The sequence below is a fragment of the Pedococcus sp. P2_E2 genome (genome assembly GCF_056403955.1).
In genome coordinates this window covers 240,086-253,385 of the sequence record NZ_JBFUEM010000007.1, presented here as the reverse complement: position 1 = coordinate 253,385, position 13,300 = coordinate 240,086, and the positions used below count along the sequence as shown (strand labels likewise).

The window sequence follows — 13,300 nt, the reverse complement described above, 5'->3', positions numbered from 1 at the left end:
TTCCCGGTTGGCCCCCAAGATCCTGCCGCAGCGCCTACCCTCGGGTCATCGGTCCGCTCCCGCGCGGGCCGCTGCGAAGGTGGGCGACATGTGGTGGCTGCTTGCAGTGCTGGTCGCGATCGGCGTCCTTGCCTGGGTACTCCAGCGGCGTGGGGCGACGTTCGACGGACAAGACGACCGAGGGGACGCGGGACGCCCGCCCGAATCCTTCAAGATTCCCGGCGCAGGCGGCGGCAACTCAGGCGGCTTCGTCGGCTGAGTCGCGGCCGCGCCAAGCTCCCGCAGGGCCTGCCACACCCCGCGCCGCCGCGCCGCCCCGCTCAACTGTCCTCGCCTCACGTCCGGAGAGCGAAGATGACGGACTTCTTCCCCTGGCCGTCCGTGTCGATCCGGTGTGAGTAGCGGGGGTCGTGGATCCGGCGATGGTGGTATCCGCACACCGGGACTGCCAGCGCCAGATCGGTCCGACCACCGCTTGCCCACGGATCCTCGTGATGGAGCTCTGACCAGGCATAGGGCCGATCGCACCCTGTCGCCGCACAGGTGTCGTAGGTCGTGGCGAGGGCGACCCGCTGCGCCTCGGTGAAGAACCGCTCCTGCCGCCCGAGGTCCAGCGGAACCGATCGTCCACCCAGAACCGCCGGAAGGATGCCGGCATTACAGGCCAGTCGGCGGGCCTCCCCGGCGGAGATGTCGTGGCCGGTGTCAAGGTGGGCGGCTCCGACAGCTGCCTTGAGCTGGTCGTGGTCGATCGTGACGACCACCGTGGCTGCGACCTTGCCGTTGAGTGTGTCGGTGGGGAGGTGCTCGAGCAGCTCGACGAATGCCGTGCCGTAGCGGTGCGCCCAGTCACCCTCTGCCTGGAAGGCCTCCCAGGTGGCCGCTGTGACATCGGCAGGCGTGGCGGCACCCGCAGCTTTGGCCGCCTTGGCAGCCTGCTGGGCGAACCGACGGGGCGATGCGATCTGTTGGACGGTCTTGGCCAGGATCGAAGCCGCAAGAGTCGGCAGCGTGAAGTGGCCGGTCGAGGTGCCGTCGCCGTTGTGGTGCCACGTCAGCCGCGCCTTGGCCAACGCCGCATCTTCCTCGCTGCGCAGCACCTGGTCCTCGTGGGCGTCGACCTCGGCCTGCGAACGCTGCGCGACCGACAGGATCCGCCTGCCCTCCTTGCGCAGGGTGCCCGGGTCGACCAGCTTGGCTCGGCGCACGAGATCTGCCTCGATGGCCGTCCGCTCCTGCGTGCTCAGGCCGTGGGGCAGCTGGGCGGTGGCCGTCGCGATCACCTGGGCGTGCTCGGTGGAGACGTCGCCGGCGGCCAGTGCCTCACGGGTGGCGTCAAGGCCGTTGTCGAGGGCCATCGCGAGCCGCACGTCACGGGCCGCCTGACCGCCCTCGCGCCGCGTGCTGGCCGCCAACCATGCTGACGTGTCGGTGAGCCCGGAGTCGGCGGCGACCTCAGAACGGTCAGCCTCGGCGACGAGTGAGAGCCGAACGGCCTGCAGCCGGGTGATCACCCGGTCGACGTCGCCCAGGGCCGCCGCCGCGGCAGTGCCGCCGCTCACGTCGCCGGTGTGGACCCGATCCAGCAGCTCGTCGATCTCGCGCAGCACTTCGACCGTCCCGAGTGGGGCGGTGAGAAGGCTGGCGGCTGCTGACATGTAGGCAACCATAGTCGAACATCTGTTCGAACACAAGCACAGGCCACAGAGAGACTGGCCAGAAAGGTGGTCAGGTCTCGCGACCGGCTGCCGGAAGGGGTGGCGAGTCGGTGCCGCTCTCCGGCCCCTGTCGCGACGTGGCGGTATGAGAAGAATGCGCCGCGTCACCGCAGGTCAGGAGCTTTTGGCCATTAGAGTTGAGGGAACGGGTGACCAGTGCCCGCAATCCCCAGGAGTGAGCATGTACATCGGAGTCGGCATCTTCCTGATCGTCGTCGGCGCGATCCTGACCTTCGCGCTCAACGCGTCCACCGACGTGGTCAACCTCGGCATGATCGGCTGGATCTGCATGGCTGCAGGCGTGCTGGCCATCCTGCTGTCGCTGATCGTCACCCGCCGCACCACCACGGGCGCCGGCTACTCGTCGCGCCGCGTGAGCCACACCGACCCGGCCACCGGCACCCGTGTCGACGAGGTCGACGTGGACCCGCGCGCCTGACCAACCCCAGAGGCATCACCTGACCGACAACGAAGCGGCACCGGACTGATCCGGTGCCGCTTCGTCGTGCCGGGACCACCCGGCATACCTGCGTGGGAACGGGTCAGAACGCGGACTCGGGGAGGTCCATCAGGGCGTTGTCGGTCGCCTCGGCGATCGCGCGCTCGGCGGTGATCTTGGGCAGGACGTTGCGTGCGAAGAACGACGCGGCAGCGATCTTGCCCTCGTAGAAGTCGCGGTCCTTGGCCGAAACCCCTTCTGCTTCAAGGGCCTTGGCCGCAACCGCTGCCTGGCGAAGCAGGAGCCAGCCGATGACGAGGTCGCCGGCGGACAGCAGCAGGCGTGAGGTGTTCTGGCCGACCTTGTAGAGGTTGGCCAGCTCGCCACCCTCCTGGCGCGGGTCGGACTTCATCAGCTCGCCGACCATGTAGCCGATGATGCCCTGGACGTCCTCGAGGCCCGTCCCGAGCAGCTCGCGCTCGGCGTCGAGCCGTCCGCCACTGGCGCCGAGGTCCTTGGCGAACTCCTGGATCTGCAGGGCCACGTGGGACAGGGCCTGGGCCTTGTCCTTGATGATCTTGCGGAAGAAGAAGTCGAGGCCCTGGATGGCCGTGGTGCCTTCGTAGAGCGTGTCGATCTTGGCGTCGCGGATGTACTGCTCGATCGGGTACTCCTGCAGGAAGCCGGATCCGCCGAGGGTCTGCAGCGACTCGGTCCCGAGGAGGACCCACGCGCGCTCGGAGCCGACGCCCTTGACGATCGGGAGCAGCAGGTCGTTGACCCGGTTGGCGATCTCGGCGGCGGAGCCCTCGGCGAGCTCCTCGGAGCCACTCTCGAGGAACGCCTGGTGCACGATGTCCTGCTGGGTCGCGGTGTACATCACGAGCGCGCGCAGCCCCTCGGCATACGCCTTCTGCGTCATCAGCGAGCGGCGCACGTCGGGGTGGTGCGTGATGGTCACGCGGGGCGCGGCCTTGTCGTTCATCTGCGTGAGGTCGGCGCCTTGGACGCGCTCCTTGGCGTAGTCGCGAGCGTTGAGGTAGGCGGTCGACAACGTCGAGATCGCCTTGGTACCCACCAGCATTCGCGCGTGCTCGATGACGCGGAACATCTGCGCGATGCCGTCGTGGGTGTCGCCGAGCAGGGTGCCGACGGCCGGCTCCTTGTCGCCGAAGGTGATCTCGCAGGTCGTCGAGACCTTGAGGCCCATCTTGTGCTCGAGGTTGGTGACGTTGGCGCCGTTGCGCTCGCCGAGCTCACCGGTCTCGAGGTCGATGTGGAACTTCGGGACGATGAACAGCGACAGTCCCTTGGTGCCCTCGCCTGCGCCCTCGGGGCGGGCCAGCACGAAGTGGATGACGTTGTCGGTCATGTCGGACTCACCGGAGGTGATGAACCGCTTGACGCCGGTGACGTTCCAGGTGCCGTCGGCGTTCTCGCTGGCCTTGGTGCGGCCGGCGCCGACGTCGGAACCGGCGTCGGGCTCGGTCAGCACCATCGTGCAGTGCCAGCCCTTGTCGACGATCCAGTGGGCGAGCTTCTTCTGCTCGTCGTTGCCGAGGATGTAGAGCAGGTTGGCGAACGAGTAGGAGGCGGCGAACATCGCGATCGCCGGGTTGGCGCCGAGGACCATCTCGTTCATGGCCCACTTCAGGCTCGGCGGGGCGACGGTGCCGTCGAGCTCGCGCGGGACGTCGATGTTCCAGAAGCCGGAGTCGACGTAGGCCTGGTAGCTCTTCTTGAACGACTCGGGCATGGTCACCGAGTAGGTCTTGGGGTCGTAGACCGGAGGGTTGCGGTCGGCGTCGGCGAACGACTCGGCCAGCTCGTTCTCGGCCAGCCGCGCGACCTCCTTCAGCATCTCCTTGGCGGTGTCTGCATCGACATCGGCATAGGGGCCGGTGCCCAGGACGTCGCCGCGGCCGAAGACCTCGAAGAGGTTGAACTCCAGGTCGCGCAGGTTGCTCTTGTAGTGGCCCATGTCGGGGAACCCTCCGAGTGGTGACTTGTGGTCGACCGGCCCGTACCGGCCGGTAACTTCCATGATTCTACCGGTGGGTAACAATTGCAACCCCTCTGTGGGATTCCCCACCAAACGGATGACGTATGCCGCGTGCCCCCGATGACGCGGGCGCGCGGGGGAGGGCACGGCATACTCACGTGGTGTGACCGAGGAACCCCAGACGCAGCCTTCGAGCCAGCCGAGCAACGCGGTCCAGCGTGCTCGGGCCGACCTCGACGCCGGACGGGAGTGGAAGGCGCGCGAGCGCCTCGTCGGACACCTGGCGGGGGAGTTCGACGCCGAGGCGCTGGAGCTGCTGGGCGAGGTCAACTACGCGATGCGTGACCTGCCGGCGGCGGGGGCCGCCTGGTTCGGCACGGCCCGACGCGGCAAGGACGTGGACGAGGCGGTCGAGGCGTGGCGGGAACAGCACGGCGACCACTTCGGCCAGATGTGGAGCAGCCTGCCGCGGTCGGTACGGGAGCGGGAGGGCAACAAGCGGGTCGACGCGCTGCGGCGACGGGCTGAGCAGGCCAAGACGCCAACCACCGCGACCAGCTCGCCGCCGCCCCCGGGTGCGGACGCGGCGCCCGGCTCGAGCGCCGGAGAGGGTGGCCCGGATGCTGCGACGATCATCGCGGTGGCACTGGCAGGGTTGTTCGTGGTGTGCGCCGTCATCGGCCTCGTGACCCTCCTGGGCTGGATGGTCCCCGGCTGAACGGCGTGGGTCCACCCGCCTGTCGGTGGCTCCTGTCACTCTCGACGCATGGACAACACCTCGGATGTGCTGCTGTTGCACGCGGTCCAGGCCTGGTGTGACGAGTGCCAGGGCGAGCGGATCCTCGTGCCCGTGATCGACGACCTGCCGGGCGGCTTCTGCTGCACGGTCTGCGACACGGCGGTCTTCTCGGCGCTCGACGACCTGCCTGCCGTCGCCGCCCTGCGCCGTTCCGCCTGACCCGCGCGAGGCCCGCCAGATGGGGGGACGCGGTCCTAGGCTGCGCGGGCGCCGGATGCGTACGCTTGTGGGTGTCGGCGTCGTCGTCGGCGCGGAGGTGGATCGCGTGGGCGAGCTGGAGCACTCCGTCTGGATCAAGTCAACACCTGAGCAGGTGTGGCACACCTATGTCGACCCCACCCGCATTCCGCAGTGGCAGACTGGAAAGCCGTCCATCGGGGAGCTGCAGGGTGGCCATGGCGAGCCCGGCTCCACGTACGTCTCGAGGCGTGGCCCGCTGTCCGCGCGCACGACGGTGCTGCGCGCCGACGCACCCCACGAACTGGTCACGAGGACTGACGCCTACTTCGGCCTGCAGCTCGAGGTGACCTCACGCCTCAGCGGGCGATCGGGTGGCACCGACCTGCAGCTCCACGTTTCCACACAGTGGCGCCGCCGGCTCGGTCCTGTCGGCAAGGTCATTGAGCTGGCGATCCTGAGCCCTACTGAGGCTCGCAAGGAGCTGGCAAACCTGAAGTCCCTCGTCGAGCGGCAGGCCCCGGCCTGATCGCCGCCTTGGTGCGCCGTGAGGCCACCGTTGCTGGTGCCGGTCTCGAACTGGTTGCGATAGCGCCCGTCGCGCGCCATGGCCAGCAGGATCGGTATGCCGCGGTGCTGGCGGTCAGGGTGGAAGTTCAGCGTCACGCGCAGGCCCGGTTCACGTGGTTCCCGCTAGGCGCGGAGCCGCTCGAGGGCCGCGCCCAGGATCCGCGCGCCCTCGGGGAAGGCTCCGGGATTGGGCCCGGTGTAGTTCAGTCGCAGGTAGGCCCCCGCCGGCTCGGCGGGGAACCACTCTGTCCCCGGGGCGACGAGGACGCCGTCGCGCAGGCAGTCCGCCGCGAGCCTCTCGAGGTCCGTCCCGTCGGGGAGGCGTACCCAGAGGTTCAGGCCACCCGTCGGCACGTGCTCGACGTGGGCCTGCGGGACGTGCTCGCGAAGGCTGTCGAGGAGGAGGTCGCGTCGGGCTCGGAGCTGTTCGCGGACGCTGCGCAGGTGCGTCTGCCACGCGGGCTGGGTCACGACATCCAGAGCTGCCGCCTGGAGGAGGCCGCTGACGTACATCGAGTCGGCTCCGCGGTCCGCGAGGATGCGTTCGCGCGCCGGTCCGCGAGCGATGACGGCGGCGATGCGCAGGGCCGGCGACACGCTCTTGGTCAACGAGCGCAGGTAGATCACGTGACCCGAATCATCATGCGCCGCAACGGGTCTGGGCGTCGTGGTGATGCCGAAGTCGTGGGCCCAGTCGTCCTCGACCAGGAACGCGCCGTGGTCGCGGACGACGTCGAGCACCTGTTCCGCGCGTTCGGTCGACCACTGGGCGCCGGTGGGGTTCGCGTAGTTGGGCTGCGCGTAGAACACCCGGGCGCCGCTCTCCTCGAAGGCCCGCGCGAGCTCGTCGGGGTCGGGGCCGTCGGGGCCTGACGGCACCGGGACGACGCGCACCCCGGCCTGGGCGGCGGCGCTGATGGCACCCCAGTAGGTGGGCGACTCCATGAGCACCGGCTGTCCGCCGGCCACCAGGGCGCGGAACACCGAGCTGAGTCCGCTCTGGCTCCCCGGCAGCACGACGACATCGCTCGCGGCGGGTGGCGTGACCCCCACGGGGCTTGCGGCGCCCAGCTCGTGCGCGAACCACGACTGCAGGGCGGGGAGCCCGGCCGCCGGTGGGCGCGAGGTCGCCGTGTCCCCACGCACCGCCCTGGTCAGGGCCGATCGCACGAGCCGCTCGGGCAGCAGCTCGCGCTCGGGGTAGCCGGAGTGCAGGGCAATGACGTCGTTGGGCGCGCTCCGCATCGCGGTGGAGACGGCCTGGCCGCGTGACTGGGGTGCTCGCAGGGCCGCCGTCTGCCAGCCGTAGTCCGACGGGCGTGCCGTGCGGACCGCTCGGACGAACGTCCCGACGCCGGGGCGGGTCTCGACGAGTCCCTGGGTCGTGAGCTCGCGCAGGGCCTTCTGGACGGTGACCGGGCTGGCTTGGTGCTGGGTGACCAGGAGCCGCGTCGAGGGCAGGCGCGCACCGGGTGGAGCGCTCGCGATCCAGTCGCGCAGTGTTGCCACGATCCGGGAACTGCTATCGTTGTCCATGACGCAACATAGTAGCGCTACCCTGATTCGTGACACGGCGGTATCCGCGACGCCACTGGCCGGGATGCTGTGGGGACTGGTCGGGGTAGCAGCCTTCTCGTTCACCGTGCCGTTCACGCGGGTGGCCGTCGGCGGCCTGTCGCCGTTGTTCATCGGATCGGGTCGCGCCGTGGTCGCGGCAGTGCTGGCCGGATCGGCACTGGCCCTGACCCGCCAACGTATGCCGCGTGGTCGCCAGTGGGCGCGGCTCGCGGTGGTCGGCGGCGGGGTGGTCGTCGGCTTCCCGCTGCTGACGTCCTTCGCCCTGACGACAGCGCCCGCGAGCCACGGAGCCGTCGTCATCGCGCTGCTGCCGGCTGCCACCGCGACGATGGCCGTGCTCCGCGGTCACGAACGCCCGCCGGTCGCCTTCTGGGTCATCGCCCTGGTGGGGGCGGTCGCGGCGATGGGCTTCGCGTCGGCCCAGTGGGGCGGCCTCGGGCACCTGCGGTGGTCGGACCTGCTCTTCTTCGGCGCCGTGGTGGCTGCGGCAGTCGGCTATGCCGAAGGTGGCCTGCTGGCGCGGGAGCTCGGTGCGTGGTAGACGGTCTCGTGGGCGCTCGTGCTGTGCTCGCCGCTGATGGTGTTCCTGGCAGGGCTGTCCGCGTCGCACCAGCCTCCGTCCGCGACTGCGACGCAGTGGGCGGCGTTCGCCTACCTCGGTGTGGTCAGCATGTTCCTCGGCTTCTTCGCCTGGTACCACGGCCTGGCCATCGGCCCGATGGCCCAGGTGAGCCAGGTCCAGCTCGTCCAGCCGGTGCTCTCGATCGCCTGGGCGGGACTGCTGCTGGGGGAGGACCTGACCTGGGTCACGATCGTCGGCGGGCTGGTCGTCGTCCTGTGCGCGGGTGCTGCCGTCCGGGTGCGGCTCGGCGCGGAGGGAGACTGACGCCCATGTACGTGCCGCACTTCAACGCCCTGGACGACGTCGTGGCCATCCGCCGGATGGTCGAGGAGATCGGCTCGGCGCAGCTGGTCTCGATTGGTCCGGACGGCTACCCGCTGGCGACCCTGCTCCCGATCGTGTGGCGCGGTGACACCGTCATCGCCCACCTGGCGCGGGCGAACCCGCACTGGAGGTCCATCGGCGCAGACGAACCCGTCCTACTGGTCGTGACCGGTCCGCAGGCCTACATCTCTCCTTCCTGGTACGCCAGCAAGGCCGAGCACGGCAGGGTCGTGCCCACGTGGAACTACTCGGTCGTGCAGATCAGCGGGCGGGCGACGGTGCACGACGACGCCGACTGGGTCCGCGGGGCGGTGGACGAGCTCGTCGAGCGGCACGAGGGCCATCGTGCGGCGCCGTGGCGCAGTGCCGATGCGCCGGAGAAATACATCCAGGGGCAGCTGCGCGCGATCGTCGGAGTGGAGATCTCGGTCGAACGGGTCGAGGCGAAGGCCAAGCTCAGCCAGAACCGTTCGGCAGCGGACCGGGCAGGAGTGGTGGACGGGTTGCTGCACGAAGACTCTCGCGAGGCTGATGCCGTGGCCGGCCAGATGCGGGCGTTGGGGTCCTAGCCTGCCTGACCTCACCTCACCTCAGCCGTTGGCTCCCATCAGCGCGGCGAACCCCGCCAGCCCGGGACCGGTGTGGGTGGCCAGGCGTTCACGCGCGTCATCCAGTGCTGCCGACTCGGGGTGTCCGGGCGGGATGCGCGCCGGGTTGAGCGCGACCTGGTTGGACCACTCCTTGATGTCGGGCTCGGCCATGAAGGACATGGCGGCCCGCGTGCCCAGGACGTTCATCTTCGCCCACTCCGCCATCGAGTTGCCGTACGGCGTCGGCGGGCAGAGCCGGTTCTTCTCCTCGTCGTCATGCCGGGTCGCCTCGACGTACCCGACCAGGGCCGCACCGAAGCACGGGAAGCCGGCCCGGATCGCCTGCAGGGTGATGCCTTCGGGACGCCAGACGGGGACGAGCGGGGGGTACTTCAGCCCGTCCGCCGCACAGTGCACGACGAGGGCGTCCTCCGCGACGGCGACCGATCCGTCGGCGAAGGAGAGCTTCCCCCGGTCGACGGTCTTGAGGTGCCCCCGTCGCACGACGTTCTCGAGCGTGCGTAGCTGCTCGAGCTCCCACGTGGCCAGGGTCGGGGCCTTGGCCATCGTCGGCAGAACCGTCCGGTCGACCCGCAGCATGATGCCGGCCTCCTCGAGGCGGAGGAACAGGTCGTCGAGCGAAGTCGCCTGGGACGCTGCCCGCATCGTGTCGGCGGCCATGCCGAGGAAGATCGTGGGGTTCGGCTGGACCACGGCCCGGTTGATCATCCACGGGTCGCGGGGCCGCACCCAGCAGATCGCGTCGGGGTCGACGCCGCGCGACAGCAGCCAGATGCAGGCGTCGGTCGCGGTCTTGCCCGACCCGGCGACGACGTACTGGCTCGGTGCCTCCTCCAGCCGGGCGAGGCTGTTGACCGGCACGACCCTGGCGTCGTCCGCGGCGTCGAAGGGCGCCGGCTTCTCGGCAGGGATGCTGGGGGCCAGGTAGGCGGCGTTGACGATGCGGCACCCCTCGGACACCTCGAACCGCTCACCCGAGATCCGCGAGACGACCCCCCGGTCAGCCAGGTACTCGCAGTTGGGGAAGAACTCGACCTTGCCGGACTCCACCATCCGGTCGAGCATCCGCGCGTAGTAGGCGCAGATCTCCGACTGGGACGCTCGCTCCTGAAGACCCTCCTCGGGACCACGCTGCTGCAGCTGGCCTCCCCCGAGCAGGGTCGACGCGACGCCGTAGAAGGCAGAGGACTGGTGCAGGCGCACGAAGGGGTACGCCTCGAGCCAGTGCCCACTGACCCCATGGCGACGGTCGACCAGGGCCACGCGGACGTCGGCATGGTCGATGAGCGCGTCCGTGAATGCCATCCCCATGGCACCGGCCCCCACGACGAGATAGTCAGCGTCGATAGTGCGCATCATGAATCCACGCTGCCACGCTCCCGGTCGGCGCGTCTATGGACCGCTTGGGGGGTATGCCGCGCGAGGCGCGCCGTCGCGACGTGCACCGTCGCGACGCGGCATACCCAGAATTGGCCCCAGCGTGGGCCTGCCACCTCCCGAGGCACGCCCCGGGATGTGGCAGGCCCTGAAATGGGATAGTCCTTTCTCCATACACGGAAGGCTGATCAATGAGGTCGTGGCGCAAGTCCGAGGCCGGCTCGTTCGCCAGGATCTACGCCTGGCTGGTGGTCAGGCTCCGCTGGTTCGTCGTGCTGGGGTGGGCAGCCGGCGCGATCGCGGCCGCCGTCTGGCTCCCGGCAACCACCCCCAACGCGGATCTGGGCGGGTTCGCACCGCCCAACAGCAGAGCCATCGCGACGGAGACCACGTCGGCCAAGGCCTTCGGGTTCCCCATCCTGTCGCGCACGATGCTGGTCCAACGCGACGAGCACGGCCTGACCCAGGCCGCGCAGCAGCGAGCACTGGAGCGCGCGGTCGGCGTGGCCCAGCGCACGATTGGTGACGTCGGCCCCATCGTGGCCGTCGTGCCCATCGCCAACACGCAGGGCGCCTTCCCGTCGTCGTCGGAGCAGGGCACCACGGCGCTGAGCTACGTCTTCACCAAGCCGGGCACGACCTTCGGCGCGGAGGTCGCCGCTGCCGGCGCGTTCGGTCGAGAGCACGTCAACCAGCCCGATGACCACCTCGTCGGGGTGACGGGCACCGTCCCCGCCCAGCTTGCGCAGTCGAAGATCCTCTACGACCACCTGCTGCTGCTCGAGGGCGCCACCCTCGTGGCGGTCATCGGGATCGTCGCCCTCAAGTTCCGCTCGGTCGTCGCCCCGCTCGTCGCGCTGGTGACGGCCGCGGCGTCGTACTTCCTGGCCGTGCGCATCACCAACTACGCCGGCGGGTTCGTGGAGGGCGGGGCGCCCGAGGAGCTCAAACCACTGGTGCTCGCCCTGGTGCTGGGCATCGTGACGGACTACGCCATCTTCTACCTCTCCAGCATGCGCACCGGCCTCGAAGACGGCCTCGACAAGCTGACGGCGGCCAAGGCCTCGGCCGCGCAGACCGGCCGGATCGTCCTGGTGGCGGGGATCGCGGTGGCGGCGGGCAGTGCCGCGATGCTGGTGGCGAAGTCGGGCTTCTTCCGCGCCTTCGGACCCGTGCTCTCGCTGTCGGTACTGTCCGCCGTGGTCGTCTCGCTGACCCTGTTGCCGGCACTCATGGCGATCTTTGGTCACGCCCTGTTCTGGCCGACCCGACCCAAGCGGAGCCGCACTCTCCCCGTGGCGCGCGCCGCCGCCCGGGTGCTGACTGTCAGGGTGGTGGCGCTCGTCCTCGGAGGAGCCTGTGTGCTCGGGCTCGCGGCCCTCTCCGCCGACGTGGGGCGCCTGCACCTGGGCGTGTCCTTCGTCGCCTCGCTCCCCGCTGACAGCGAGCCGCACGCGGCCGCGCAGGCCGCCTCCTCGGGGTTCGCGCCCGGCATCGTCGCGCCGACCGAGCTCCTGCTGCAAGGCCGCGGCGTCGGCACCGACCGGGACAAGCTCACCCGCCTCGGTCAGGAGCTGGACAAACAGCCGGGGGTAGCCGGCGTCCTCAGTCCCAACGCGCTGCCCGACGAAGTCGTGCGAGGCGCGCTGGTGACCAAGAGTGGCGATGCCGCTCGCCTCCTCGTGATCCTCGACCACGACCCGCTTGGCCCGACGGCGATCCACGACCTCAACCGCCTGTCGGCAGCCATGCCCGGCATGCTGCAGCGGGCGGGGCTGGAGGGAGCCCGCTACGGCGTGGCAGGGGACACGGCCGTGGCCAGCGAGCTCGTGGCGGCGACCAACGCCGACCTCCAGCGGATCGCGATCGCGGTGCTGCTCGTCAACCTGGTCCTGCTGATGGTGTTCCTGCGTGCCATCGTGGCACCGGTCCTCCTCCTCGGCTGCAGCGTGCTTGCCCTCGCCGCTTCGCTGGGGTGTCTGACGCTGGTCTTCCAGGACAGGCTGGGCCACGAGGGCGTGGCGTTCTACGTACCGTTCGCCGCCTCCGTCCTGCTGCTGTCGCTCGGGTCCGACTACAACATCTACGGGGTCGGCCACGTCTGGACCCGGGCCAACCACACGACGCTGCGCAAGGCGATCGCGGAGCGGATCCCGGAGACGTCGGGCGCCATCACGGCAGCCGGCATCACCCTCGCGGCGAGCTTCGGGATGCTTGCGCTGATCCCGCTGCGGCAGTTCCGAGAGCTGGCGTTCGTCATGGGGCTGGGCGTGCTCATCGACGCCCTGGTCGTGCGGACGATCCTGGTGCCGGCGCTCCTCACGCTGCTGGGCGACTTCAGCGCGTGGCCGCGAAAGCTCCGCGGGGCCGAGGTCGCTCAACAGACCGCAGACGACGAGCAGCGGGCCGTCGAAGCGAGCCGCTAGCGAGGCCTCTGCCCTCGGCCGTCGTCGAGAAAGACACCGTCGAACACGTTGCAGTCCTTACCGGTCGCATCCGTGACCGGCGGGTCGGTGTAGCCGTCCGGGCCGCAGACGCGGGGCCAGGCGCTCGGTGGCACGTACTGCCCTGCCCAGTGCGTCACCGAGATGTCGACCTGCTCCGTGGGCTGACGCGCGGCACCGTTCCGTCGGCAACTCTCCAGGATCCGAGAATCGAGATCATCAGGAGGCCGACTGTCGGGGCAGGGCATCCTCGCCGTTCAGGTGCACGAGGACCACGACAGCCAGCGCGAACAGAGGGATCACCAGCGTCCACATGGTCGCGAGAATCCCGGCGAGGCATCCCGCCGTGACGAGGCCGCGGGCCAACCTCGGTCGCCCAAGGGGAGCCAGCGTTCCGAGCAGGATCAGTGCGCCACCACCGACCAGGGATCCAAACCAGAAGGGGATCCCTCCGTCACCGGTGACCACGGCGCGAGTCGTCTCCGCGATCCCCGCGACGATGTACAGACCTCCAAGCGAAACCGCAAGGACGTCCGTGAGCCTGCGCCGGGTCATGGCCCATTGTCTGACCGGCGGCCCCGCGCGACAACATCCTCATCCAGCCCAAGAGTCAGCGGCCTCGCGGGCTACGGATCGATG

The 13,300-nt window shown here is 69.9% G+C and carries 12 protein-coding genes and 1 pseudogene; 8 read left to right on the top strand and 5 right to left on the bottom strand.

Going from position 1 to position 13,300, the window contains the following annotated elements:
• The first annotated feature begins 7 nt into the window (after nt 1–7).
• Nucleotides 8–259 (top strand): hypothetical protein, encoded by a 252-nt coding sequence (locus AC1DWR_RS16640; RefSeq protein WP_477624835.1) that lies wholly within the window; start codon nt 8–10, stop codon nt 257–259.
• 76 nt (nt 260–335) lie between these two features.
• On the opposite strand, the gene AC1DWR_RS16635 is transcribed toward AC1DWR_RS16640, so the two are convergent.
• Nucleotides 336–1,658: an HNH endonuclease signature motif containing protein gene (locus AC1DWR_RS16635; protein ID WP_477624834.1), complete on the bottom strand. Its 1,323-nt coding sequence runs from the start codon at nt 1,656–1,658 to the stop codon at nt 336–338.
• A gap of 241 nt (nt 1,659–1,899) precedes the next feature.
• Between AC1DWR_RS16635 and AC1DWR_RS16630 the strand changes: the two genes are divergently transcribed.
• Nucleotides 1,900–2,157: a DUF6458 family protein gene (locus AC1DWR_RS16630; protein WP_477624833.1), complete on the top strand. Its 258-nt coding sequence runs from the start codon at nt 1,900–1,902 to the stop codon at nt 2,155–2,157.
• A gap of 103 nt (nt 2,158–2,260) precedes the next feature.
• Here AC1DWR_RS16630 and AC1DWR_RS16625 read toward each other — a convergent pair whose 3' ends face one another.
• Nucleotides 2,261–4,138 (bottom strand): acyl-CoA dehydrogenase, encoded by a 1,878-nt coding sequence (locus tag AC1DWR_RS16625; RefSeq protein ID WP_477624832.1) that lies wholly within the window; start codon nt 4,136–4,138, stop codon nt 2,261–2,263.
• 184 nt (nt 4,139–4,322) lie between these two features.
• Between AC1DWR_RS16625 and AC1DWR_RS16620 the strand changes: the two genes are divergently transcribed.
• From AC1DWR_RS16620 to AC1DWR_RS16610, 3 genes are read left to right on the top strand one after another with little or no spacing between them, the layout of a single operon-like run.
• Nucleotides 4,323–4,877 carry a DUF6584 family protein gene (locus tag AC1DWR_RS16620; RefSeq protein ID WP_477624831.1) on the top strand — a complete coding sequence of 185 codons (555 nt, stop codon included), beginning with the start codon at nt 4,323–4,325 and terminating at the stop codon, nt 4,875–4,877.
• Between the two features lie 48 nt (nt 4,878–4,925).
• Nucleotides 4,926–5,117: a hypothetical protein gene (locus tag AC1DWR_RS16615; protein ID WP_477617286.1), complete on the top strand. Its 192-nt coding sequence runs from the start codon at nt 4,926–4,928 to the stop codon at nt 5,115–5,117.
• A 55-nt stretch (nt 5,118–5,172) separates the two neighbouring features.
• Nucleotides 5,173–5,664, top strand: a complete 492-nt coding sequence (locus tag AC1DWR_RS16610) for an SRPBCC family protein (protein WP_477614375.1) — start codon at nt 5,173–5,175, stop codon at nt 5,662–5,664.
• Nucleotides 5,665–5,828: 164 nt separating this feature from the next.
• Here the strand turns inward: AC1DWR_RS16610 and AC1DWR_RS16605 are convergent, their stop codons facing one another.
• The gene (locus tag AC1DWR_RS16605) at nt 5,829–7,241 is read right to left on the bottom strand and encodes an aminotransferase-like domain-containing protein (RefSeq protein ID WP_477624830.1); all 1,413 of its coding nucleotides are present in this window, start codon (nt 7,239–7,241) and stop codon (nt 5,829–5,831) included.
• Between AC1DWR_RS16605 and AC1DWR_RS16600 the strand changes: the two are divergent.
• Nucleotides 7,240–8,169, top strand: a pseudogene (locus AC1DWR_RS16600) (DMT family transporter). The gene AC1DWR_RS16605 and the pseudogene AC1DWR_RS16600 sit on opposite strands and share 2 nt — an antisense overlap.
• 5 nt (nt 8,170–8,174) lie before the next feature.
• On the top strand, nt 8,175–8,798 hold the full coding sequence (locus AC1DWR_RS16595; RefSeq protein ID WP_477624829.1) for an FMN-binding negative transcriptional regulator: 624 nt from the start codon (nt 8,175–8,177) through the stop codon (nt 8,796–8,798).
• 21 nt (nt 8,799–8,819) lie between these two features.
• Here the strand turns inward: AC1DWR_RS16595 and AC1DWR_RS16590 are convergent, their stop codons facing one another.
• Nucleotides 8,820–10,199 carry a pyridine nucleotide-disulfide oxidoreductase gene (locus tag AC1DWR_RS16590; RefSeq protein WP_477624828.1) on the bottom strand — a complete coding sequence of 460 codons (1,380 nt, stop codon included), beginning with the start codon at nt 10,197–10,199 and terminating at the stop codon, nt 8,820–8,822.
• A 209-nt stretch (nt 10,200–10,408) separates the two neighbouring features.
• Between AC1DWR_RS16590 and AC1DWR_RS16585 the strand changes: the two genes are divergently transcribed.
• Complete coding sequence (locus AC1DWR_RS16585; protein ID WP_477624827.1) at nt 10,409–12,643, top strand: MMPL family transporter; 2,235 nt, start codon at nt 10,409–10,411, stop codon at nt 12,641–12,643.
• A gap of 237 nt (nt 12,644–12,880) precedes the next feature.
• Here AC1DWR_RS16585 and AC1DWR_RS16580 read toward each other — a convergent pair whose 3' ends face one another.
• Complete coding sequence (locus tag AC1DWR_RS16580; protein WP_477624826.1) at nt 12,881–13,216, bottom strand: hypothetical protein; 336 nt, start codon at nt 13,214–13,216, stop codon at nt 12,881–12,883.
• Between the last annotated feature and the right edge of the window lie 84 nt (nt 13,217–13,300).